At 62.0% G+C, this 24,313-nt stretch carries 23 protein-coding genes and 1 pseudogene; 20 read left to right on the top strand and 4 right to left on the bottom strand.

The window, feature by feature from the left end:
* Positions 1-50 precede the first annotated feature (50 nt).
* The 4 genes from OG203_RS11110 (at position 51) to OG203_RS11095 (ending at position 2,570) form a co-directional block, all read left to right on the top strand.
* Positions 51-290 carry a hypothetical protein gene (locus tag OG203_RS11110; protein WP_405165584.1) on the top strand — a complete coding sequence of 80 codons (240 nt, stop codon included), beginning with the start codon at positions 51-53 and terminating at the stop codon, positions 288-290.
* A gap of 224 nt (positions 291-514) precedes the next feature.
* Complete coding sequence (locus tag OG203_RS11105; RefSeq protein ID WP_405165583.1) at positions 515-967, top strand: hypothetical protein; 453 nt, start codon at positions 515-517, stop codon at positions 965-967.
* Positions 968-1,252: 285 nt separating this feature from the next.
* Entirely contained in the window at positions 1,253-2,044 is a 792-nt protein-coding gene (locus OG203_RS11100) for an SAM-dependent methyltransferase (protein ID WP_405165582.1), read from the top strand.
* Between the two features lie 52 nt (positions 2,045-2,096).
* Positions 2,097-2,570 (top strand): hypothetical protein, encoded by a 474-nt coding sequence (locus tag OG203_RS11095; RefSeq protein WP_405165581.1) that lies wholly within the window; start codon positions 2,097-2,099, stop codon positions 2,568-2,570.
* Positions 2,571-2,690: 120 nt separating this feature from the next.
* Here OG203_RS11095 and OG203_RS11090 read toward each other — a convergent pair.
* A protein-coding gene (locus OG203_RS11090; RefSeq protein ID WP_405162070.1) for an IS3 family transposase occupies positions 2,691-3,949 on the bottom strand; the annotation gives its coding sequence in 2 pieces (ribosomal slippage) (positions 2,691-3,676 and positions 3,676-3,949; 1,260 coding nt in all).
* 132 nt (positions 3,950-4,081) lie between these two features.
* Here OG203_RS11090 and OG203_RS11085 point away from each other — a divergent pair.
* The 15 genes and pseudogenes from OG203_RS11085 (at position 4,082) to OG203_RS11015 (ending at position 20,426) form a co-directional block, all read left to right on the top strand.
* Positions 4,082-4,513 carry a DUF4254 domain-containing protein gene (locus OG203_RS11085; protein ID WP_405165580.1) on the top strand — a complete coding sequence of 144 codons (432 nt, stop codon included), beginning with the start codon at positions 4,082-4,084 and terminating at the stop codon, positions 4,511-4,513.
* 338 nt (positions 4,514-4,851) lie between these two features.
* Positions 4,852-5,430, top strand: a complete 579-nt coding sequence (locus OG203_RS11080; protein ID WP_405165579.1) for a DUF3558 domain-containing protein — start codon at positions 4,852-4,854, stop codon at positions 5,428-5,430.
* Positions 5,431-5,474: 44 nt separating this feature from the next.
* Positions 5,475-5,951 carry a hypothetical protein gene (locus OG203_RS11075; RefSeq protein ID WP_405165578.1) on the top strand — a complete coding sequence of 159 codons (477 nt, stop codon included), beginning with the start codon at positions 5,475-5,477 and terminating at the stop codon, positions 5,949-5,951.
* Positions 5,952-5,961: 10 nt separating this feature from the next.
* Positions 5,962-7,167, top strand: coding sequence for a hypothetical protein (locus OG203_RS11070; protein WP_405165577.1), 1,206 nt, complete (start codon positions 5,962-5,964; stop codon positions 7,165-7,167).
* A gap of 142 nt (positions 7,168-7,309) precedes the next feature.
* Positions 7,310-8,083, top strand: coding sequence for an ESX secretion-associated protein EspG (locus OG203_RS11065; protein ID WP_405165576.1), 774 nt, complete (start codon positions 7,310-7,312; stop codon positions 8,081-8,083).
* 142 nt (positions 8,084-8,225) lie between these two features.
* Positions 8,226-8,744 carry a YbaB/EbfC family nucleoid-associated protein gene (locus OG203_RS11060; RefSeq protein ID WP_405165575.1) on the top strand — a complete coding sequence of 173 codons (519 nt, stop codon included), beginning with the start codon at positions 8,226-8,228 and terminating at the stop codon, positions 8,742-8,744.
* Positions 8,741-9,052, top strand: coding sequence for a WXG100 family type VII secretion target (locus OG203_RS11055; protein ID WP_405165574.1), 312 nt, complete (start codon positions 8,741-8,743; stop codon positions 9,050-9,052). The genes OG203_RS11060 and OG203_RS11055 overlap by 4 nt, the downstream gene beginning before the upstream one ends.
* A 1,050-nt stretch (positions 9,053-10,102) precedes the next feature.
* Positions 10,103-12,889 (top strand): annotated as a pseudogene (locus tag OG203_RS11050) (toxin glutamine deamidase domain-containing protein); the annotation flags it as partial.
* Positions 12,890-13,037: 148 nt separating this feature from the next.
* Positions 13,038-13,568 (top strand): hypothetical protein, encoded by a 531-nt coding sequence (locus tag OG203_RS11045; RefSeq protein WP_405168219.1) that lies wholly within the window; start codon positions 13,038-13,040, stop codon positions 13,566-13,568.
* 242 nt (positions 13,569-13,810) lie between these two features.
* Positions 13,811-16,009 (top strand): hypothetical protein, encoded by a 2,199-nt coding sequence (locus OG203_RS11040; RefSeq protein WP_405168218.1) that lies wholly within the window; start codon positions 13,811-13,813, stop codon positions 16,007-16,009.
* Positions 16,010-16,288: 279 nt separating this feature from the next.
* Positions 16,289-16,780, top strand: coding sequence for a DUF6301 family protein (locus OG203_RS11035; RefSeq protein ID WP_405165573.1), 492 nt, complete (start codon positions 16,289-16,291; stop codon positions 16,778-16,780).
* On the top strand, positions 16,777-17,226 hold the full coding sequence (locus OG203_RS11030) for a TY-Chap domain-containing protein (protein WP_405165572.1): 450 nt from the start codon (positions 16,777-16,779) through the stop codon (positions 17,224-17,226). Before OG203_RS11035 ends, OG203_RS11030 begins: the two co-directional genes overlap by 4 nt.
* A 2-nt stretch (positions 17,227-17,228) precedes the next feature.
* The gene (locus OG203_RS11025; RefSeq protein ID WP_405165571.1) at positions 17,229-17,756 is read left to right on the top strand and encodes a DUF6301 family protein; all 528 of its coding nucleotides are present in this window, start codon (positions 17,229-17,231) and stop codon (positions 17,754-17,756) included.
* A gap of 319 nt (positions 17,757-18,075) precedes the next feature.
* Complete coding sequence (gene istA, locus OG203_RS11020; RefSeq protein WP_405160805.1) at positions 18,076-19,629, top strand: IS21 family transposase; 1,554 nt, start codon at positions 18,076-18,078, stop codon at positions 19,627-19,629.
* The gene (locus OG203_RS11015) at positions 19,626-20,426 is read left to right on the top strand and encodes an ATP-binding protein (RefSeq protein WP_405160806.1); all 801 of its coding nucleotides are present in this window, start codon (positions 19,626-19,628) and stop codon (positions 20,424-20,426) included. The genes istA (OG203_RS11020) and OG203_RS11015 overlap by 4 nt, the downstream gene beginning before the upstream one ends.
* A gap of 242 nt (positions 20,427-20,668) precedes the next feature.
* Here the strand turns inward: OG203_RS11015 and OG203_RS11010 are convergent, their stop codons facing one another.
* Positions 20,669-21,211, bottom strand: a complete 543-nt coding sequence (locus OG203_RS11010; protein ID WP_405165570.1) for a hypothetical protein — start codon at positions 21,209-21,211, stop codon at positions 20,669-20,671.
* 73 nt (positions 21,212-21,284) lie between these two features.
* On the opposite strand from OG203_RS11010, the gene OG203_RS11005 reads away from it, so the two are divergent.
* Positions 21,285-21,509 (top strand): hypothetical protein, encoded by a 225-nt coding sequence (locus OG203_RS11005; RefSeq protein WP_405165569.1) that lies wholly within the window; start codon positions 21,285-21,287, stop codon positions 21,507-21,509.
* Between the two features lie 359 nt (positions 21,510-21,868).
* Here the strand turns inward: OG203_RS11005 and istB are convergent, their stop codons facing one another.
* Positions 21,869-22,624: an IS21-like element helper ATPase IstB gene (istB, locus tag OG203_RS11000; RefSeq protein ID WP_405159506.1), complete on the bottom strand. Its 756-nt coding sequence runs from the start codon at positions 22,622-22,624 to the stop codon at positions 21,869-21,871.
* Between the two features lie 64 nt (positions 22,625-22,688).
* Positions 22,689-24,230 (bottom strand): IS21 family transposase, encoded by a 1,542-nt coding sequence (gene istA, locus OG203_RS10995; protein ID WP_405159507.1) that lies wholly within the window; start codon positions 24,228-24,230, stop codon positions 22,689-22,691.
* Between the last annotated feature and the right edge of the window lie 83 nt (positions 24,231-24,313).

Below are 24,313 nucleotides of genomic sequence, written 5' to 3'. Positions count from 1 at the left end.
CTAAGCGCATTCCTGGTCGACGACGACCAAACAGATCACCATCCATTGAATTGCGGGACCTTATGGACACCCTGGCCTTCGTCGTAGTCATGGCCGTCGTCGTCGCACTCTTCGCCGCCATGGAGGTGTTGCGGCGCCGCGATGAGCGCGAGTTCGCCCGACTCCAGCGAACCTGGCGTACCCGACGGCGTTTGGCGCAGGAGGACTGGGCGGCGAAGACCATGCCACTGCCGAAACTCGATCCGACCAGGCTGTCCGCCCCGCGTCACATTGCCAAGATCGCGAGCTAGTCAGCAAGTGCGTCGCCAAATCAATTCCTGCACACCACATCTCAAATTCGAAGGGGCTTGTCAATGTCTCTACTCATCCCTGTGTGCGCACTACTTCTACTTGCCGTTGTTGTGGCGGTGATGCATGGCAAGTACGGCTTCGGAAAGCGGGGCGAAGGCAGTTCACCCCAGCCGGTTGAGGCCAGTCGGCAAGGCTCCGAGCATGGTGACGGGGAAGTCTGACAGTGGCTACCTCAACCATCGATTCAGTGAATACGCCTGTACTGCGGGCGACTTCGCAACGCCGCGACCTATATCAGAGTGAGTTCGGGCTGAATGCGTTCTTCGATCGACAAGATCGCATCGTTTTCTACGGTGGTCTGGATGCCGCCGCGCGGGTGGTGGCGATGCCCAGGCATCTTGGCGTGTGTGTCCGCAGTGCATTGCTGGCGGACCGGATGCAGATGCCGATCATCTCGTCGCTGACAAGCCGATGGTTGTTCCTGACCGGGTCAGCGCCAAAGGATTCCGCGCTGAGCATCTTGTTCGGTCCCGGATCGAGATTCGCCAAGAACGACGTCGTGCTCATGCAGGGGGTCCTTATCACCCTGCCGACGCCGGGATGTCCTGATGCCACCTGGATCTCCGCGCCGTCGGGCCGCGATCGTCCGCCTTTCAATGAATTGTTCGCATGCTGAGCGAAGTACTCGCCCTCCGCACGGTAGAGGGTGGGCGCTCATGATCGACCGAATCGTTCGTGCCCTGTCTCTAGTCGCGAGCGTGCTGTTGTTTCAGCAGGTATTGGAACTCCGGCGTCGGCTCGATCAGCTGTATCACCCAGGAATTGGATGTCCGCACTACAGCCGTCGACGCGATCACGTCCAATTCCCTTGCGCGCGTGGCGATGATCCACGATGAGCCTCACTGCGACAGGGGCCGTCACCGAATTGCTCACGACCACACAATGATTGGACGAATCAGTCGTGTCAGATCTGGACCGCGTTCCCGGTCTCAATCCGAATGTACCCAGTTCGGCACGGATCTATGACTACATGCTCGGCGGCAAAGACAACTACGACATCGACCGCGAAATCGCGCACCGCATGCTAGCCATCGCGCCCGACACCAAGACACTGGCGTGGTTCATCCGCCAGTTCCTGATGAAGGCGGTCGAGATGGCCGCTGAGGCCGGTGTCCGGCAGTTCATCGATCTCGGTGCTGGCATCCCGACCTTGCCCAACGTGCACGAGACGGCGCGCAAGATAGAGCCGTCGGCGGACGTGGTCTACATCGACAACGACCCGATCGTGCACTCGCATTGCGATGCGCTGCTGGCGCATTCGCCCGGCGTGACGGCGTTGAAGGCCGACCTTCGCCAACCCGATGACATCATCGACCAGTTGAAGACCGGATCGCTCATCGACTTCGACGAGCCGGTTTGTGTGCTGATAGTCGGCGTGCTCCATTACGTGATGGACGACGAAGACCCGTGCGGGATCGTCGCCAAGTTCTGCAAGGTGATGGCACCGGGCAGCTACCTCGCGATCACGCATAGCTCCAACGACACCCATCCCACCTTCATCGCCCAGTCGCAGGACGACACCGACAAAAGCCCATCCCAGGTCGTGTACCGATCGCTGGGGCAGGTCGAGGCGTTCTTCGACGGCTTCGACCTCATCGAACCCGGTGTGGTGCCTGCTCAGGAATGGCTCGACGACGATCTGCCCGCCACCCGACTGGTGATCTACGGCGGAATCGGCACCAAGACCAGCTAACACCCCCGCAGTGCGTGTCCGGTGCAGATATAGACGAAAGGACAAAATGAACATGAAACAACAGATCGCTACACCTCACAGCCAGCAGGGGCGTCGGCGTCGCTCAGGCAAGAGCATCAAGTGTGCGACCTTCGAACTGGACGGCCACCCCGGTATCGAGTACGAAGCCACCATTGTCGAGAAGACCTCTGGTGTATGGAAGCTCGTCGACATGCGGATCTCCTCGCGAGACGGTGTGCTTATTGATTGGAACTTCAAGCCCAGCGTCGAGAGATTGATTCACAACGCGAGGCACGGCTGCGATCTCCTTCCGTCAGCGGGTGAATTCGAGCCCAAAGGTGAATTCGACTGGATGACGGAGACGACAGCAAATCGCCTGCGTCGCCATGGAATTCGCACCATGGCAACCCTTGCCGAGATGTCAGATGATGACCTGCTCAGCCTGAACTGGATCGGCCCTCAACGCCTCACCCTCATACGTAGGGGTATCGAGGCGTGGAAGGCCAAGCTCCCGCAGACCGACTGATTCGGCCGACCTCGCACGAAAGTTACTGACAAGCGAATCGATGAAATCCGCGCTGCTGACATGTTTTTGAGAGAGGCTATCGATGGTATGCACTGAACCGTCCCCACTTTCCGGCCGGCTTCATGGTTGAGTCATCACCGGCTGGGATGGCTGTTGTTGAGCGTAATAGGCGGCTTCGTACTCGACGGGTGGGATATGGCCGAGCAGGCTGTGCAGCCGCTGGTTGTTGTACCAGTCGACCCATTCCATCGTCGCGTACTCGACATCGTCGAGCGCCCGCAGTGGCCCGGTGAGAAACGGGCTGTCACGGGCGAGGGCTTCGGTCTTGAACAGCCCGATCGTCGACTCCGCCAGGGCGTTGTCGTAGGCATCGCCGATACTGCCGATCGAGGCCGCAATCTGTTCTGCGGCAAGGGTTTCTGCGAATCTTATCGAGGTGTATTGCGATCCCGCGTCGCTGTGATGGATCAATCCATCCTCAACGGCGTGACCATCGTGATCGCGCCGCCACAGCGCCATTCTCAGTGCGGTGGTGACCATGGCAGTGTCCTTGATCGTGGCGGCCTGCCAGCCCACGATGGAACGGGAGAAGCAGTCGATCACGAACGCCACATACACGAACCCCGACCAGGTGGGCACGTAAGTAAAGTCGGTGACCCACTTGCGATTTGGCTCGGTTGCGGTGAAGTCGCGGTCGAGAAGGTCCGGGGCGCGGCGATGACCGGCGCCTTTCCCGCCGATCGTGGTGCGGTGTTTGCCGCCGCGGACCACGCCCGACAGACCTTCGTCACGCATGAGTCGGTCGACGGTGCCGATCCCTACCTGGAGGCCCTGGCGGCGCAGATACGGGGTCATCTTGCGGCGCCCATACATTCCCTCGGGCGTGCCGATGGTGGCCAGCAATGCGTCGGTCAGGCGCGCGTCGGTCACTGTCCGCGCCGAAGCCGGCGCGGTTTTCCAGTTCCGATAGGTTCGTCCGGCGACCTGCACGCCCTGCTCGGTGAGCACGCGACAGATCGGATCGACCCGGAAACCCAGCCCCCGCATCTGATCGATGAACGCACAGATCACCGGCGGCGCGGGTCGATCTCCCGCGCGAAGAAAATCGAGGCAGCTTTCAGAATCTCGTTGGCCTCCTTCAGATCTCGGACTTCGCGTTCGAGTTCTTTGATCCGCGCCTGCTCCGCACTCGTCACACCGGGAGCCTTCCCGGTGTCAATCTGGGCCTGCTTCACCCAGACCCGCAACGACTCCGGGTGGACACCGAGCTTCGGGGCGAGCGCCTGGCAGGCGGCATACGCCGACGGATACCCGTCGAGGCGGTCCAGCACCATCTTCACCGCACGCTCACGCTGCTCGATCGGATAACGCTTGGGCATGGCCCACATCCTTCACAAGGAAAGAAGCGGCCGAAAAGCCGGGGCGGTTCACACTGACGCCGAACCAACGGTGAATCTGTCCGAGACTCGCGTGAGTTGTCCGAGCCAACACGAGCGACATGGTGGTCGGCAGTGAGCGCCGAAAGCTCGTTGCCGATGAGGAACCTTGTCCTTGCCGCGTGCCGCGGAGTGATTCACGAGGACCACCCGCTGTTGGTGTCAGCATGGGAGCTCACCAATCTGCACGATCGACGGTTGACAGCGGATACGGCATCGTGGAAAGAGATCGATGAGGAGCGCGCCAAACTGGTCGAAGGCATCGACCGCTGGGTAAATGAACAGTTGCCACCAGCGCTCGGGGCCGCATACCTACACACCGAGACCGTGGGTGCAGTCATTGATCGTCTGGCTCAGTTCACGGCTTGTGCCTATACCGCGCTCGTGAGCATGTCCGATTGGGACTTGTGGAATGCCTGGGAGCGACTGGCTGAGTTGGCAGTCGGGTATGAAGACCTGAGAGCGGAGGTATCCGCGGGACGACGACGGCTGCCCCGCGGGCGATAGGGATCCGAAAGGGGGCAACAGCATCAGCTCGAACCTCACTTACGAGCATGAGGATCTGCGGGCTGGCCTCCGACTAGTCGGCAGTACGGACGCTGCTGCCATCGGCGACAAGGTGGCGCCGAAAACAAGGGCTGAGCTCGTGGTTGAACGCACCTATTGGATGCGCGGTGCGCCGAAAAACGCCCCGATCGCATGCAGGTCTCAGGCCGATTGAACCCACGAGCGCGCCGCTTGCGAGCTGATATGGCTGACGGTACGGTCACAGCAGCTGATTAGGGGGCGGAGAAGCCGGTCCGACCCTGTGCGGGACTCCGAGGCACCGGCCGCGAGGGGACTGAATGACAAGCTGTGGCAACACAGTTCGTGCCGCGACCTTCATATTCGGAACTGTCATGCTCCTCGCCGCCTGTGGGCCCTCGGATAACGGCGGGACTGGTTCTACAGGCAGCTCGACAAGTTCGGTTGGGACCTCGATTGCGGCCGATGTGCCGCGGGGGTACGACCCGTGCAAAGACATCCCTGATGCTGTGCTGGCCTCGGAGAAACTCACCGCGAGGGGGCAAGCCGACTCGGACGCTGATGGCGGGATCAAGTGGCGTGGGTGCCGATATGGTCGATCGAACGGATACGTGGCGAGTATCCGGACGACAAACTTGACCATCGATATGGTGCGAGCCAAGAACTTCCCAGAGACCCAAGAGTTCACCATCGCGGGGCGCCGGGCAATCTCCAGCCGTCAGTTCGATGGCGCCCACATCAAGGAAGCGTGCACGGTGGACGTGGAGATGAAGGGTGGCAGCCTCGAGTTCAATCTCAACAATCCGCCGTCGAACCGAGACACGGGGAGTATCGACTCGTGCGAGCTCGCCCGCTCTCTAGCGGAGAAAGTCGCGTCAACTCTGCCTGCGACGGCGTAGCCGCGGCGATGCGGATCGAATCTCATTGGGAGGGAACGTAAACCATGAGCGATGAGGAGAAGCCGCCTCGTCCGCTGGCCAATCTTGTCAGCGAGGCGCGCGAGGGTCGGCTCAAGGTGCGGATGGATCCCGAGCAGTTCGTCTACGTCGACCGCGACTGTGAGTTCTTCAAGGACAGGATCAGGGACATCCAGCAGACGATGACCGATATCGCGCAGCAGGACACGTGGGGTCTCGGCGAGCACTACCAAGGCAACGGTGGCAAAGATCTGGTCTCGGGGAAGACCATGGTGAAGCGCTACCGCGAGAAAGCGCGAGGCTCGCAGAACGGCGTGTACGAGGTGATGGAGTCTCACTACCAGGTCGTGGAGGATATCCAGGACATGTTTCGTGCGATCCGCGATCGCTACAGCCAGCAAGACGCCGAGTGGGGTGCGCGTTACCGCGAGCTGGAGGCGACATTGCCGCCCCAGCCCCCGTCTCCGCAGCGGGTCTTCTCGATGCCGTTCGCGAAGGAGTGAGGGCCGTCGGATGCAGCAGAACGAACCGAAACAGATCCCGGGCAGCGGGGAGTACACGGGCGCTTGGTCGCACCAGGAGATCAAAAACGCTTTCGAGGGGCTGAACACGCACAACAGCTATAGCGCGGCGGTGCAGTACTCGAATGCGGCCACCGCGTGGGACCAAGGTGTGGAGACATTCGCGCGTTCGGTGATCAGTTCGATCTCCCAGGCGTGGGAAGGTCCGGCGGCCGACGCCGCAAAGGACGCATTGAAGCGATACACCGATGACGCCCGCAAGCTGGAGCCGACGCTGACGCAGCTGTCGAACAACATCAACGACTCGGCTGGCGCGATCGTAGACACACGGAACGCGATCCCGGGCTATGCCGACCACTCGTGGACTGCCAACATCTGGCCTCCGCGCGCCGCGGAAGAAGAGCGCTCGCGCAACGATGCCGAACACGGCGCCCGCGACGCTATGAACAACATTTACGTGACCCGCTTCTCCGGCTATGACGCCCAGGTGCCGGTACTGCCGGTTGGCGTGAATCCGACCCAACCGCTGGATGTTTCGACACCCGGCCCTGGAACGAACCCAAGCATCGACACCGGCGGCAACCCATCGAATCCTGCGAATCCCGGTACGTCGTCGAATCCCACAGGCACTGCTGATCCCAACGATAAAGACGGCGACGGTAAGCCGGACCAGCCCAGTACGCAAGACAAGCGCGCTGACCAGCTGACATCACTGCAGAACCCTGCCAACCCCCAAACCGCACCGAGCGGCTACAACCCGACGACCACGGATCCAAGCACGCCCCATCCCGGCGAGCAGCCCAAAACGGTGCCGAGCAGCACCACCTCCGGTACTTCGCATACCCCTGGACTCGGAGTTCCCGTCGGCCCTGAAAGTCGCACTGCCGCACCGGGACGCAGCATGCCAGGCACCCCTAGCCCAAGTTCGAACCCGACTGCCGTAGCTGCGGCTGCCGCGAGCCGCAGTGCCAACGGTATGCCGGGGATGGCACCTGGAATGGGCGGAGCCGGGCGCGGCAAGTCCGACGAGGAGTCAACACACAAGATTCCCGAGTACCTGATCAACCAAGCGAATACCGATGAGCTGCTGGGGGAGACACCGAGAACCTTGCCAGGAGGGTTGATCGGCGTAGACCCCGAGTACGCAGAGGACGAGCACACGAGTGCTGACTCGGCAGACCAGTCGACTGACATCTGATTCCTACTTGCCGAGAGCCGTACCTGAACCAGGCTACGTACGTCGCTGTCGATGACCGGCACATATGCATCGGTGGTTATCGGAGCGACAGTCGATCGCATGCCCCTCGGCCGGAACTCCAGCGTGACTGAATGGATCTTGAATGCATGAATGGACTTGGGACCCCGATGACTTCGCTGCTCTCTGGTACAGCGACGCCAACGACCGCTTCCCCAATCCGCTGCACTATCAAAGCAGCTTTGTGCTGCGCGACGAGTTCGCGGCCCATGCCGTTGCGGTACGGAACCGCTATTCCCGCGATGAGATGGAGCGGATCCAGCTCGCCGTGCACACCCTGACCACTTCGGACATGCGTATTGAAATCCTTGGTGGCACAATGAAACACAAAGGACGCGACGGCAGGGTGCGGATGTATCGAATCGTCGGCGCCCGAAACCCCTATCACGCAGTCACGCTGACTCAGACCGCCACCGTCGATCTGGACGGTCCGATCAGGCTCCGGATGTGTCGGCCCGCGGATCTACCAGGGCACATCGCGAAGTCGATCCCAGCTCGTGAACCCGGCCGGGAGAAACCCGCCACCTTCCACGTCGGAGATCTCCAGCCTCGTCGCACTGGTCATTTCGAGGAAACGTCGCGCGGCAACCCTCGCGAACAGTATCAACGGTTGCTGCAGCGCCCGGCCGACGGAGGCGGCAGCGCCGGTCTGCTGACAGGCCCCATCAACACAGTCTCGCAGCCGTGGAATGTACTGCAGTGGCACGACATTACCGATGACGGCCGCTACCTCGAACGGCGCAGCGGAGATCAAATCAGCGTCCGTCCCGTCACGGCACAGGAGCTGTCGGCTCATTTCACCGCGTGGATCGACCGTGCGCTGCAACGCCTTCGTGCCGACGAGGACGAGACCTGGTAGGCGCCCGTGTCGACGGCTGCCAGCCACGCCGGAACCTGACGACACGCGGGCGCACGCCAAAATAAATGAGCCAGAACGGAACCGAATGCGGCTCGAGTGCGTCGAGTAGATTGACGGACCGAATCTCGGAACGGGAGCGCAGATGGACGCCAGTGAGAAGGCCGGGTTAGAGGCACGTAGCGAAGGGTTGGGCGAGCAGGTCCAGTCGATGCTGGCGACCTTCGAGCAGCAGCGCCACGATTTCGCCGATGTCCAGGCCCAGGTGGCGAAGATGACGGCCGAGGCATGGTCGTCGGACAAGCTGGTTCGGGTAGTGAGCAACACCGCGGGTGTTCCGATCGAAGTACACATGGTTGCCGATGCGTTCAGACGTTCCACACCCGAGAAACTCGGTAGATCAGTAGCCGAGGCCGCCCAGATCGCGGCCAGACTGGCCGCCGAGCAGTCGCGACGAGCTTTCGCACCGATCACTGGTGCCGCCGACAAAATGCCTGACCTCTCCGACCTCGTTCCCGGCGCCCCCAGCATCAAAGATCTGTTCGGCTCAATGCTCTCCAAATCCGAGAACCTCTCGCCGCCCAAGCCGAAACGACGGGTGCTAGACGAGGAAGAAGAGGACGAGTACTACCGCAATCGCTCCTACCTGGATGAGCGTCCATGACGGACCTGAGGGCAAATCCAGAGGCGTTGCGTGCCACCCATCCTCGGTTCGATGACATCTGCGACAGAGTGAAAACCGCAGCAGCGCAGTTGCATCGAGTGATCGATGCGGAAGGAAAGTGCTGGGGAGCCGACGAGATCGGCGAGTCTTTCGCCAAAGACTATGTGCCCGGTGCGGAGTCCGCGCTGAAAGGGACTGATCGGTTGGCTGAAGTGATCGAGCGTGTCGGTGACAACGTCGTGATCACCGCCAATACCCTGGAGGCCCGAGACCTGGCCAACGCCGCCAAGACCAATCAGATCACCTGACGCATGGGTATCGAGATTCCGGGCGAGCTGCAGTGGGTCGCTAAATGGGTTGTCGGAGCGGGTGATTGGCCGCAGGGCGATGAAACCGCCATGCGAAGGATCGCCAGCGCGTGGAGTGATCTCGAAGCAGCTCTCGGTGAGGTCGAAGGTGACACCGAGCATGTGATCCGCGATGTCCTCACCGCACTCGACAGCGGCCAGACCCACGATTCGATAGCGGATTTCTGGACGCAGCTGGACGGGCCCGAAGGTGCGTTGCCTGGGTTGATCAAACAGAGCAAATCTCTTGCCAGCAGCCTCGATGACGGTGCGAACGACATCGAGCACACCAAGTACATGATCATCGCCGCGCTGGTTATCTTTGCCGCGCAAATGATCTGGGCGTTGGCGGCCGCGGCGTCAGTGGTCCTCGCACCGGTCGCGGCTGCGGCCGAAATCGGAGCGCGAGTGGCCGCGCAGGTCACGATCCGGATGATCATCCGAGAGTTGATTCAGCGGATGCTGACCCGTGAGGCGGCCAAAGCCGCAGCCCGAGCCGCATTGAAGGGCGCGGGACTGGGGCTTTTGCAGACCGGCGGCGTGGATTTGGGTGCTCGAGGACTTCAAGTCTTAGAGGGTCATCGTGACGGTTTGAATGCGAAAGACTGGCAGCAGATCGGGTTGAGTTCGCTGACTGGCACCGTCGCCGGCGGACTTGGCGGAGGGCTCGGTGCCGGTGGGGTTGGATCGCAGGCCGTCGAGGCCGCCGGTTCCAAAGTGACCAAAGCTACGGTAGCCGCCGGGGTCGACACAGCGGTCGGCACAGCTGCTTTCACCGCAGGCACCGCGGCGACCGTCCCGTTCGGCGGGAAGTTCGAATTCACACCCAACATGATCACGGCCTCGGCGGCCGGTAGCTCTATGTCCGCCTTGCACGTGAGTCACGCACCGGAAGCCAAACCCGACACCGCGACTGCGCCGCGCGACAGTGACAAGAAGCCGACGACAACGACCAGTGCGGACCGGCCGACGATCAATACCGACAAGCTCATCGGCCCTGAAAAGTCTGATGTGCCCGAAACTGTGGCCGATACCAAATCGACAGACAGCAACCCCACAGTCGATAGCTCTGCTCCAACTCAGCACGACAACGCACCAGCTTCAACGACCTCCCAAAACCTTTCGGGCACCACACACGAAGGCCCGGCTACGACATCGGTTGGGACCGAACATGATTCGGCACTACAGCCGAACACGCACAGCGACAGCCATTCCAACCATCCGGACTCGCCGACCCCGGCGCCGACCGATCACGGCGTTACTCCAACTGCATCTTCACACGAGGCGTTGCCGCCATCGACTTCTGATGCCCCGATTCATTCCGACGGCCTGCGAACCGAAGTTCTCCCTGATGGCTCGACGAAGCTGACCGGCCACGGCTCGCTGAACATCGAAACCATCCTCCACCCACCCAACGCCGAACCACCACGTTCACTGGACCCGGCAGCGGACAACACCAACGCCCAGACACAGAGCCCGAGCGCTTCGACCTCGACTCCGCACGAAACTGTCGCCAACGCAACGAGTATCGAGCAAACGACCGCGCCGACTGTCGGCACACCGTCGAGCCATCCAGATCCCTCCGCGGCCCCGACAACCCCACCCGAGAGCTCGACCTCGACCGCCGCCGCTCCCTCAACACTTGCAAATCCAACATATAGTGCTCCATCGGCCGCGAGTCTCGCCACGCCGACGTCACCCCATTCTGAAGGGGCTCACCGGTCTAGCACCCCCAACCACAGCCTCCCCTCCGACCAAGCTCCGCCCGGCTTGTCGACCCCGGCCGCAACCCCGCCCACCCCTGCGCGTCCGGAAACGCCTCCTGCCCCAACGCGACCCGAGCTGAATCAGCCCGTTCGCACGGAAACCAGAACTAGCACGCGACCAGATCAACCGCAGTCCGCACGCCCGGACGTGACACAGCCCGCTCGACCCGAACCATCCGACACGGTTCGCCCGGGCCCAACGCCGCCGAACCGCTCACCTGCCCGAACCGACGCCGTGGCGCCCATACGTCCCGAGGCCGACCGCGCCCCACAAACGAATACCGATCGGCCACAGCCACATTCCGACAGACCCTCGTCCGGCCCTCACCATGCTGAACCACAGCCGAACCAGCGACAGCCTGTACCGAACGAAACCGGTAGTACACGTCCGGAGACCAGCAGAGCAGGCCAAGACACTGCTGTGCGCCACGGCCCCGAAATAGGGCGCCCCCCAACCGAACACGTCAGTTCCCTGCGCCCGGATGACCCACGCGTGAACTCGCCTGTCGCGCCGGGACGCTCGGCGGACCACCCGCGCGAGTCGCAACTACCCAAGTCGTCTAGCCAACCGCGTCTTCCGGACGGGCCCAGCATCCGCGAGTTGCCCCGAGAGCGAACTCCGGAGATTCCAGCCAGTAATCGGCCGGATCAGCTAGGTCCTGACCGCCCGCATGTAGACGACAGTCCGGTTGAATACGATCCCACCGCCGTGCTGCCGCCAGATCCGTACACGGGCACGCAGCCACTGCTGCCCAGCTACCTCGACCCCAATTGGCACGTACGAAACTCCCGTCCGCCCGAGTGGTTTACCAACCCGCGCGGAACTGCTCCACACGAGACGGGCCCAACGCCTTCCCGGAGCGTCGCACCCGACGCTGCAACACCCGGTGCACACCCGCCGCACGATCCCGGCCGTCCGCCGCGGAATCCCGGCGCTCCCATCGAACGCCAACCGGCTGACCCAGATTCGCCGCAGGGGACCGAGGCGCGCGACCAACGCGAGTTCTACCGGCACCAAGCACCTGAAGACGGATTGATTACGCCAGTCGCCCCGCGTGGCCGCGCCAACGCGACTCCGGCCTACGAGATCCGTCGGTTCACCGACCGCCCCAATGACCCGCTAGCGGTGGTCGCGGTCCGCGTGCACCTCTCAGCAGGCGACCACATACCCCCGCAGGAACTACGCCACGTACTCGAACGCGCGCAGGTGGGTGTGGATCATGCCTTCAACAACGGTCAGCGACTACTCAGCGGTGATCGACTATTGGTCGACGTCGTCCATACCAACAATCCTGCCGACGCCCACCTCCACATAAACGTCGACCACGGGCCAGCCGGTCCGACCACCTGGCACCCTGAGGCCCACCCCGAGACACTCGCCAACCATCTCCGAGACCAGCTCGGCCTGCCCGCTGACACCGGTCACCCGCCAGGTCTCGACTCGGCAGACCTGCGACAGATCAGCAATGACATCGCCCGCGCAAACACCGCCGCCCGATTCCACGACCTACCCGAAACTCGTGAGATCGGCATCGGACGGCTCAAGGCCCTGGAGGATCCAGCATTCCAGGCGGCGGTCGAGGACGCGCTGCGCGACGGCAATCGATTCCTGGTCGCCGCCGACCCACGCACCAACCCTTACGGTCAGCTGATCAACGACGGCGGACCCGGCGAGCCCGGCCGCAGCAACAACTGCATTGAAGACGCTCTGGCTGGTCTGTCCTCCTTCCACGGTGATCCACAAGTCGGTGCGCCGAGATGGCCCGATGTGCTCCCCGACGGAACCCTCGACCGCACAGACGGCGAGGAAGGCGGTATCGAGCGAGCCACCGACTGGCTGGGCGGTGAATGGCAGGACTTCGACAACCAGGGCAAAACCATCTCGGAGCAGTTCACGGCACTGCACGACTGGATTGCACACCTGGGACCGGGATCGTCGGCGTTGATCATCAATGAATGGCACGCCCGCGACCTGAACACCGGCGACTTGCTCTACCACCCCGACGGATCTCCACAAATCGACGGTGGGCACGCGACACTGATCGTCTACCCGCGCGACGCTAGTGGACCCGTATGGTGGGATCCGCAACAGCGGCTGATGTCGGATACGCCGCCAGCGAATCTATCCGAGAACTCAACGTCGTTGTGGTTCATGGCAAATGACCCTGGAGGTACGAGCAGTGCCAGAACAGCTTCACACCAAGGAGCAAGTGGAACAGTATCTGGCGCGCATCTTCCCGACGACTCGAGAGTTCCGGATACTGAAGATCGAGCACGGGTGGGTCTGTCGGAAGGTGCTGACACCGGAGGAGACCGCCAAGGGGAGGGGGCTCGGCCTTGGGAATTACGTGATCAACGCCCAGACCGGAGTAGTGACAGCGCATTCGAGTCTGCCACCGCACGTGATCGGGCAGATGTACGACGAGGCGATACGGACGGGTCAGCCGATCCAAGGCGACCAGGTGTACCCGCCGAGGTGGCGCGTGAACATCCAACGGACACAGGAAGACCCACAACAGATCGAATACCAGATCGAAGCGCAATCGATGACGCAGCCACCAGAACCGAGCATCGAACACCGGCTGCTGATCAACAAGCAAACCCTGTCCTACCAACCGACAGACACCACCTCAGCGAACGCAGTCGCCTGGGCGGAGATGCGCAGCCGCGTGGACGGGACCTGGCCGGACCAGGGGACCCTCGAGTACTAGGCCAACAGAGGCCCACACCCGATGGCCCTGCGGCACCTTCGCCATCACACGCACCGGAAATTGCGCCATCAGGCCGCGACAGCATTGGCGAACCCGATAGAACTGGTGGCGACCCCCACGACCCCTCGAACGAATCAGATCACAGACAACAGCCCGACAGCTCGGGGAGCACGAATACGCCTGGGCAATCTGCACCGGATTCGTCAAGTCCCGCACACGGACATCAGGCCATCCCACCGGGTATGCACCGCGGCGATGACGGGCTGCTGCACAAGCCAGGAGATCGCGCCGACTCGTACCGAGACCCTGATGGTAAGTGGCATCGCCTCGGCGATCGAGACGGTACGTACCGGGACAAGACATTCCAGCTGAGAGAGGGGCGCAGCTGGGTAACCGATCCTGCGGTCAGGGAAGATATCGCCTTCCTGTCGGACAAGGGCCCGGCCGAGCCGTATGAGGTGGTCGACCCGAACAGTCGAGGCAAGCTGGACGAATTGGTGGGCCAGGCGGCACGACAAGAAATTGATCGTGCAGCCGCCAGTGCTGCGGCAAAAGCGCACATGAAAGAGTTCGGGCTCGAAAAGATCGATCAGTTGAGCGAAAAGAAGATCCCCGGGCTCATTGAAAACCGAGAAACGGCCATAGCCAACGATCCGTCACTTAATGACCAAGCGAAGCTTGCCAAGCTCGAGCGGCTGTACGAAATGACGGACAACGCGAGCAAATACAACCTGCTTGGTACCGAGATGGTGAACACCTCAAAAGAATTGGGGGAAGTGGGTGGAATCGCGCATGCGACCGACCGGCCGGACGCTGTGCTGCTGACGCCGTTCGAAGGCGCCTTTGACGGGCGTGACACGTTTGATGTCATCTCGTTCACCGACAACCCGCACCCCACGCTCATACTCGAAGAGTGCAAGGGCGGTTCATCGCCGTTAGGTGCTGCCGACACCGAGAAAGGGCGCGCCCAGCAGGGCACACCTGAGTATGGCGAGCGCACTGCGGCAATAGAAAAGAATCTCGCGCGCCTGCTGTCGGAGACACCCGAGCAAATGCGTGCGCGCGGCGTTGACCCCAACGGCCCGGAAGGGCAGCAGCTGTTGAAGGCTCGCGATCAGCTGCTGCGCGCCCACGCTGAGGGCACTCTTCGAGTCGAATACAACCTGGTCCACGTCTCTCGCGACGGAACGATCACCGTCTCGCGGTTCAACCTCGAACGTGACGGACAGTCGTTCTCACTTGATGTCATCGGTGGTATCGATAAAGCTCGAGCGCAAGACCTCGTTCGAACCCCCGAGGCGCAAGCGCTGGAACAAGCCATGGCACGAGCGATGGAGGACCAGCGAGCAAGACTATTGCAAGCATTGGACCCGCGTGACCGTGAAGCTGTTCTCAAAGCTGTCGAATTCGCGAGGGAGATGGCCGTCACGGGCAGCAAACCGGCGGAGCTGCGAGCCCAGGCGCTCGAATTGATGGAAAGGGCTAGAGAAACTCTCGGACAGGATCCTGGCCAGGCAAGCAAGGAACTCCTCGCGGCAGGTCAGCATCTAGGTAGGGCGGAGGACTGGGAATTCCAGCGTAGCCTCGATATCTTGCAGAACCTTAACATTGACCCGCAACTGAAGGAAGTCGCTAAAGATCTTTTGACGGTCGAAATAGTCGACCGTGATCGTGCAATTGCGGCGAGCCTGGAAGTAGGAAATCGGGAAATAGTTGCCGCTGTGGCTGAGAAGGTGCTTGCGACCAGAGACCCGCAGCAGGTGCAGGACCGTGAAAAGCTTCTGCAACAGGCAGTCGATAAGGTCATGCAGTTGGAAGGAGAGCGGGAGCAAGGGGCGGGAACCGATCTGGTCAGACTGCTCGAAGCTCATCAATCGGTTGAGCGTGCTGAGCAAGCGGTAGCAGCTGAACGCGAACGCGAAGCACGCGCGATGAAGGCTATCGGATTGACGCCTGAACTGGGGCAAGAGGTTGCCCAGTCTCTGGATGTTGACCGTGTACAAGCCATAGAGCAGGCCAGGGAAGCCGTTTCGCGGGAGGTCGTACAGCAGCATAATAATATCGTCGAATATAATCCTGCATTGAGGGTTCCGCAGGGCCGAGAGGGCGCCTTTGACGCTCGCGCATATTTATTGAGGCTGGAACATCAACCGAGTAGGTTCGACAGGGAGAGGGGTGCATTCGTTTTTGAGCTGCCAGGTCGAGAACCTGTACTCGTTCCGTACAACTCGGAGGCTGTGCGCCTAGCGGCTGCCGCAAAAAATATCCAACGGGGTCTGTCGATCGAGAGCGCGGCAGTGGTTCGATTGGCTCAAATTGGGCAGGGCGTACCTGCCCACGAAGTTGTTCAAACACCACCCACTGCTGAGGAGTTGCGGATGCGTGGCCGTGGTCCAGAACTTGATCGGGCACGCGAACGCGACCAATATCGAGAGCGTTGAGACTGAAATGCTGATGCGGAAAGAGGCAGTGTCCACGATATCCTCGATAGGCGCCGGGCAGCGCCGCTATTCGGTGGCTGATGTGTTGTGCCCGCTCGCACCATGTGGCACAGTCGATCTCGTAATAGAAATGGTTGGAATGCACGTGGATTCGAGAGGATCTTCTATGCTTTACAGAAAGGAATCGGTCCGGCCTGCGGTCAGCTCGGTGACGGCAAGTGCCTTTCGGATCGTACGAGGAAGCGGCTACTCGGATTGTGTTGAACGTAAGGTGATGTCATGACAGAGTGGCGAGCGCTGAGTGACGCCGATATCGTAGAGCTGGCGAATCGGCTGCTTTCGCTGGACTGGTCGTGGCAGATGTCGGATGTACCCGAGCTAGCCAGCCAGTTTGGTTGGCAGATACAGAGTGTCAGGCCCCAGTCCGTCATCCTCGACGCCGGACTCGGGATGGCTAGCGGCCGGGTTCACGGCCGCGACAGTCGAGCGGAGATCGTCGAACTGGCCATCACCACGCGGGCGGCAGAAGACGCCGCTGGTCGAACATTAGTGCTTGATATGTTTGCCTGGACGACTAGCGTTTTGACCGCCGCGTTAGGCGAACCCTCGAGCCGGATCCCTGGCGAGCTTCCCGAGATTCGTTGGGCTGCTGAGGAAACAACGCTGCGGTTGATGTGCCTGTCAGCCACAGTCCGACTGTTCCTGGTGACCAACGCATGGCTGACCCTCCACGATGAGACGGTCGAGCTGCAGGAACAGGGATTGATATGACTAGTTGGGTGGAGTTCGAGGAAGGCCTGACCGAGCATCTGAAGTCGCTGCCCGCTGGAGTTGTGGTGATCATCGACGAGATCGAGCGACAGAAAGAGCGTCGGCGGTTTGCACAGTTCCGGCAACTGGATGACATGATCTGGGCCGAGTTGCCGGGTGACGACTCACTGGACCCGGACGTGCAGGTCCGAGTTGCCGGAGCGCGACTCATAGCAGACGCTGGCTGGCAGCAGCCGGACCCCGACCACTGCGACAACTGGTGGTATGAGCTGCGGTGGCCCGCCACCTCGGATGCGTATCGGCGACTGGCGTCGATGATCGTGACCGGACTGCGAGATGCCTATCGGGTCGCGACCCCGGACCACCTTGTATACGACGCGTGGAACGAGCACGCCGGTAATCGAAAATTTGAACTGCCGCGCACCGGCTTGATACGGGAGAGCTGACGATGGCAGGTTCCGATTCGGGCAGCGACGCTTCTGTGGCTGCATGGCGAACGTATAGCGACGTAGAAATTGTCGATCTGGCCGCTACGCTGCAATCACTGGTCTGGTCATGGCGCATGGACGACCTTATGAACCTGCTGGTGGATTTTCTCTGGCGGGATCCGATCATTGAGTCGACCGACTGGGTCCGATTCGATGCTGGGCTCGGTGCGGGCACATGCGACGTGATCGGTAATAATGGGGATGCTGAGCGCATCGAGGTCGCAGTGACCACCCTGTCGGCCGATAACGCGGCTGGCAGGGCCGAAGTGCGCAATGTGTTTAATCATATGACCGCGGTGCTGACAGGCTCGCTCGGTGAGCCTAGCCAGCGGATCGAGGATGCGATTCCCGAGATCCGGTGGACTGGCGAAGAAACGACGCTTCTGCTCACGGATCTGTCGCTAATGGTGCGACTGTGCCTTGTCACTAACACTTGGCTCGCCGAATATGACGATACAAACGGATTCCACGGCCAGCGAACGACCTGACAGTGTATGTGTGCGGAACAACGTGTCTGAACAGCGACCCGTGAGGCGGTCTAGCCCAAGTTGTCCTCCCTTCGCGCCTGCTCTGGAGGTTCAACCGGGCGGGTTGCTGGGTCCTCGGTGGCGTCGAAATGCCACATGAACGGCGTTCTCGCCGTTGTCGGCTGCCAGGGAGAAGGGACCACTTCAGAGACGGTTTTGCCATGAGTATGGGACCGCTTGTTTGCCACTGATGGGACCACCTGGGTAGGGGTTTTGCCAGTTATGGGACCACCCGGCGTGGCTGCGGGGTTCCCGGTCGTTCGGCCGCTGTATTGGCCCAATGAGCTACCGGGAGGTTTCGGTGATCGAGATCGTGGAGATGCTGCGGCTGTGGCTGCAGGGGCTGGGTTTGCGGGAGGTGGCCCGGTTGTCGGGGACCGACCGCAAGACGGTGCGCCGGTATGTGGAGGTGGCGCGTTCGTGTGGGCTCGATCGTGAGGGTGATGCAGCCCAGTTGACCGATGAGCTAGTCGCGGCGGTGATAGCCGGGGTTCGGCGCAAACGCCCGAACGGGAAGAGTGATGCGTGGGAAACCATTGCCGCGCAACATGATCAGATCAAGGCGTGGCTCGATGAGGGCCTGACGTTGACGAAAATCCATATCCTGCTGGGACGCCGTGGTGTGGTGGTGTCATATCGGACTTTGAACCGTTATGCGACAACAGAATTGGGGTTCGGGAAACGCCGGACTACAGTGCGGGTTGCCGATTGCGAACCCGGTGCTGAGGTGCAGGTCGACTTCGGCAGGCTGGGGATGCTCACCGATGCCGATGATGGTCGGCGTCGGGTGGTGCAGGGGTTGATCTTCACTGCGGTTTATTCGCGGCACATGCTGATCTATCCGAGCTACCGGCAGACCCTCAACGATGTGATCGACGGGTTCGAGTCGGCGTGGGTATTCTTCGGTGGCGTGTTCGCGGTGGTGATCCCGGACAACATGAAAACGATTGTGGACAAAGCAGATTCGACTGATCCGAAACTCAACGACGCGTTTCGTGAGTATGCCCAGACGCGTGGGTTCGCCATCGATCCGGCCCGCATCCGCAGCCCCCGCGACAAACCCCGCGTCGAACGCTGCGTGCCCTATGCGCGGTCTAATTTCTTTGCCGGAGAACAATTCCGGGACCTGTCGGACTGCCGGTCCAGAGCCGCCAAGTGGTGCGCGGAAACGGCGGGGATGCGGATCCATGGCACGACCCGGCTGCGCCCGGCGGAGGTGTTCGCCGCCGAGGAGGCCCCGCAGTTGAAACCACTCTCGCAGGAGCCGTTCGACATCCCGACCTGGGTTCGACCGAAGGTGGCTCCCGACAGGCATGTTCAGATCGCCAAAGCTCTCTACAGCGTTCCCGGTGAACTCGTCGGGGTCCGCCTGGATGCCCGCCTTGATTCGACCACGGTGAAACTGTATTGGCGCGGAGAGCTGATCAAGGTCCACCCGGTCATGGCGCCGGGCCGCCGGCACACCGATCCCGCCGACCTGCCCAGTGAAGTCAGCGTCTATGCGATGCGGGACTTGAATACCTTGCAGCGCAAGGCATCCGAGCATGGCGCTCATGTCGGGATCTACGCCGCGGAGGTGCTGGAACATCCGCTGCCCTGGACGAAGATGCGCCAGGTTTACCGGCTGCTCGGGCTGGTTCGCCGTCACGGCGCCGCCGCCGTCGACGACGCCTGCCGCCGCGCCCTGGACGCTGAGGTCGTCGATGTCGGCGTCATCGATCGCATGCTGACCCGCAGCGCGGTCGGCCAGCAGCTCAGTCTGTTGCCACCACCGCCGACTCCGTCCCGGTTCGTCCGCGCGACAACCGATTTCGAGATCAGGAGGCCGTCATGACCACCCGCCGACCCGCCGCGACACCGGCGGTCAAACCGATCGATATCTCACCGGAACTCAAAACGTTGATGCGCCGGCTCAAGCTCGGGCAACTGCTCGACACCCTGCCTGAACGCCTGGCTTTGGCGCGATCGAATCGGCTGCCGCACCACGACTTCCTGGAAATGCTGTTCTCCGACGAGGTCACCCGCCGCGACCGCCAATCCGCCCAACGCCGCGCGAAATCCGCGCATCTGGACCCGCAGATGCAGCTGCAAGCCTGGGACGACACCACCGCAGTCAATTTCGACTCCGAACTCTGGGCGGAGCTGACCTCGCTACGGTTCCTCGCCGACGCCTACAACATCCTCATCATGGGACCGGTGGGCGTCGGAAAAACGTTCCTGGCCAACGCATTAGGACACATCGCGGTCCGCCGCCACCATTCGGTTCACACCGAACGCAGCGATAAGCTGTTCAAACGCCTGCGCGGGGCACGCCTGGACGGCAGCTACGAAGACGAGATGCGCAAACTCCACCGCGTCGACCTGCTCATCCTCGACGACCTGGCCCTGCACCGGCTCGAAGCCACCGAGACCAACGACTTCTACGAACTGATCGTCGAACGTCACCGCAAAGCTTCCACCATCATCACCAGCAACCGGGAACCACCCGAAATCCTGACCATGATGGCCGACCCGCTGCTGGCCCAATCAGCGATGGACCGACTGCAATCAGCCGCCTACGAACTCGTCGTCGAGGGCGAGTCCTACCGGCAACGCCAGAAGCCACGCCACGGCAAGCCCGCAACCGATTGACCAGCGACTCGGTCGTCAGTCACCATCAGCACACGGCCCGCGACCGGGTCCAACCCGGTCCCATGCTCATGGCAAACCGGTGGTCCCATCACCCTGGCAGGCGACATCGCCGTCCAGCCAATCGGGGGAACCCCGCTTCCCCGACGCGGCCTGGTTTCTACCAGTCTTAAAGCGGTGTCACCCTCAAGGCCGGCGTGGCATCGCCTTCGCATCACATAGAATCTATGACACCAAACTCTCATTCACTGGGCGACTGCCGCGTAGCCACGCTCCGAAAGATCGAGCAGCTGCTGGGCCAGTGCCTGCATCTGGCTAGCCAGTTCATCAACCTCGGATACTGCCCACGCCTGCTCTACCGCGTACTTGCGATAGCGGCTGCGGACGACGTGGAAGACGAATTCAGGATGGTCGTACGTTCGCGCCGAACGAGGGGAGCACATATCGGCATCTGCGGGCGGCCAGCCGCAACGCGTTTGCCACCGTCCGTGGATCACGGTGTTCCGCGCATTTTTCAGCTGCTCGGCTCGCTCGAACAGTTCACGGAGCGCAGGGCCTCTAGGGTCACTCCGAGACATAGCGTCGTCGGAGACAAGCATCTTTCCATTCCCGATCAACCAATCTGCGGACTGTCCTTCTAGCAATAGCGAGCCGCCATCGTACGCGGTTATGCCTGCCAAGCCTGCAACGAAATGTCGTAACACATGTTCGAGATCAGCACTCGCGACCGCCACTGTTCCGATCGCCAGTAGCAGGGACTCGGGAATTCGGGCCGCATCTGCGTTCATGTCGCCATTCTGCTGACCAGGAGCGACAGATGCATGTCATTTTCCTCAGGAGTCGGCATCAAGGACTTGAGCGATGTTGGGCGCGAGCACAGCGGGGGTGCTGGAAGCGTTCGACGATCTCGACGCCCCCGACGCGTTGGAACTGCTGGCCAAAGCACCCGCCCCGGGCCAGGCCTCGCGGCTGACGATCGCTGCGATCAGCGCCGCGCTCACGGCAACTGGGTCCAGCTCAACCTTATTGACACCGGACAAGGTCATCTCGGCTCCGGCCACACCTCGTATTTCCGAGCCAAAGTAGTGAGGGCGACTTGGTCTGGATCGGGGCCTGGAATGGCAGAGTTTGCCTGATCGAACGCAGGAGCGCGGCACGGTGAGTATGACGACGCGCGTCAGGGCCGAGGGATCACATACGGGGTCGTCGGATCGGGTGTGGCTGGGGGCGAGGTTGGCGGCGGGGATTCTTTTGTCGGGGTTTGTCTGGTCGTCGAGCTGGCTGCGGTGGGTTGGATGGTGACGCCGGTTGGTGGTGGTTCGCGTCCTTCATTTGGGTGGAATGGTTGGCTGTGTCGACCGTCAGGCAATTCCCCCAGGCTGCCGTCACGGAATTCCTCCAGTAGACGTGCCTCGCTGCGAGCGTAGCGAGCCGCTTCGAGGTGGTCAGCTGGCGGGTCGGCCTGGCCGTTTGCGGGGCCGGAACGAGGGTCCGTCCATCAAGACCTGATGGCTGGTGTTGATCAGTCTGTCGAGCAGGCTTTCGGCGACGACCGGGTTCGGGAACAGGGCATACCAGTCCTTCGGAGCGCGGTTGCTGGTCAAGATCAGCGGCTTGGCGCTGAGCGCGCGTTCGCTGATCAACTCGTAGAGGTCATCGGCGTGCAGGGCGGTGTGCTCGCGCATCGCGAAGTCGTCGAGGATCAACACGTGCGGGCGAGTGTATTCACGAATCCTTTTGCCCCAGGACCGATCCGCGTGACCACCGGCCAGATCAGCCAGAACGCGACTGGTCTTCGCGAAGCGGACGTCACCGCCGCGGCGGGCGACGGCATGGCCCAGTGCTTGTGCGACATGGGTTTTCCCGACTCCGACCGGGCCGTAGAGGATGACCGATTCCCCGGAATCGAGCCAGCGCAGCGCGGCCAGGTCGCGGATCATCGCCGAGGGGAGTTTCGGGTTCGCGGCGAAGTCGAAGTCCTCGAAAGTGGCTTGTTCTTCGAACTTCGCTCGCCGGATCCTCCTTGTCAGGGCATTGGTTTCGCGGCGGGCGATCTCGTCTTCGCAGAGGACCTGCAGGAACTCGAGGTGCCCGAGTTTCCCGTCGCGGGTTTGGGCCAGGCGGGCGTCGAGAGTGTCGAGCATGCCGGTGAGTTTCAGCGCGCGTAGAACATCGCGCAGGGCGGGGTCGCTGATGGACATGAGTGTGTATTTCCTTGCTGGAGTGAAGAATTAGGAAAGAATTGTTGGCCGGGTGGCGGGCGGGTCAGTTATTGGCGAACTGGTCGGGACCGCGCAGGAACGCCGGGACCTCGGCGATATCGCTGGTAGCGGTGCCGCCGAATGGGTCTTCGGTCTCGGTGCCGACCGCGAGGATGCCTTTGACGGTGCGGTAGGACGGGTCGCCGACCTCGATCGCGCGTGAGCAGGCCGCTTCGAGGCGGTCGAGACCGTATTTCTCGCGTAGCCGAAGGATGCCTTGCGCGGCGCGTAGATGGTGGATCGCGTTGGGTGACAACAGATCACCGATCACCAGCTCGCAAGCCGGGCCGACATCGATGGCGATCTTGCGGCACCAGGTCGGGCCTTGCAGGTGGAACGCGATGGTCTCGGGCGGATAGTGCTCCATATTCGTCGCCCGCCCCGCCAGGCGGCGGACATGGGTCGCGACGACGTGCTGGTCGCGGAAGATCTGCACGATGTCACCGCTGGTGCGGGCGTGCAGGGTTTGCCCGATCAGCCGCCACGGCACCGAATACAACGCTTTCCCGATCTTGATGTGGGTGTCGAGCCCGACTTTCCCGGTCGACCACACCGACAACACGAACGGCGCCGCCGGCAATGGCATCAGCGCGTCGCGTTCTGTCGCTTCGAACACCGGCAACGGTTGCCCACCGTCGAGCGCCCGCGAATTCCGCAACCCCGCGACGTCGCAGCACCACCGGATGGCTTCACCTTGCATCTGGGCCAGGGTGCTGAATTCCCTTCCACGCCAGAAGGAATCGCGAATGTACTGCATTTGACGTTCGACGCGTGGTTTATCCTTCGGTTTGCGGACCCGAGCCGGGTCGATCAACGTCTGGTAGTGGACGGCGAGTTCGGCGTAGGTGCGGTTGAGTTTCGGGTCGTAGAGATCGGGTTTGTCGACGCCGGTGCGTAGGTTGTCGATCACGAGCCGGGCGGGGACTCCGCCGAAGAACTCGAATGCCGCGACATGGGAAGCGCACCACGATGTTTGATCCATCGACAGCACCGGTTGCAGGAACGGCATCCGCGAGCACGAGAGCACCATCACGAACGCCTGCACCGTCACCCGCCGCCCCGAGGTCGGATCGAACCACGACCCGAGCCGGCCGTAATCGATCTGGGCTTCGCTGCCCGGTGGCACCGGCGGGCGCATCACCGTCACTTTGGCCCGGGCGGCCTCGTCAGCGAAATGTGTTGCTATCCAACGGCGTACAGATGATTCCGATACGTCCACCCCGTGGTCGTCGCGTAAGCGTTGCGCGATCGTGGCGACCGTGACACGGTGACCCAGCCAGGACTTGATCCGCTCAGCGTGCGGGTCGATCAACGACCATGTCACTGCCCGCGCGCCCGGATCATGCAGTGCGGGAAACCATTCCGCGACTCGCTCGGCCCACTGCTCAGCAGAAAGGGGTGGGCTCGCGCCCGGTGTTATGCCAGCGGCAACCGCTGGCGCGACGTACTTCCGGATCGTTTTCCGGTCGATCCCCAGCGATGCCGCCAGTTCGCGTTGTCCGCGACCGGCCTGCCAGTGGGTGTAGAGCTCGACAAGATCGAACATCGAGAAACTCCTCCTCGCCATCTCTTTCTCGCTCTCCTCGCCGGAACAACCGTCGAGGACAAGCGAACATGTGTGCGAGACAC

Source organism: Nocardia sp. NBC_01499 (assembly GCF_045040275.1).
Taxonomy (GTDB): domain Bacteria; phylum Actinomycetota; class Actinomycetes; order Mycobacteriales; family Mycobacteriaceae; genus Nocardia.
Note: the sequence above shows the minus strand (reverse complement) of the source record. Positions and strands in the feature narration are given on the sequence as shown.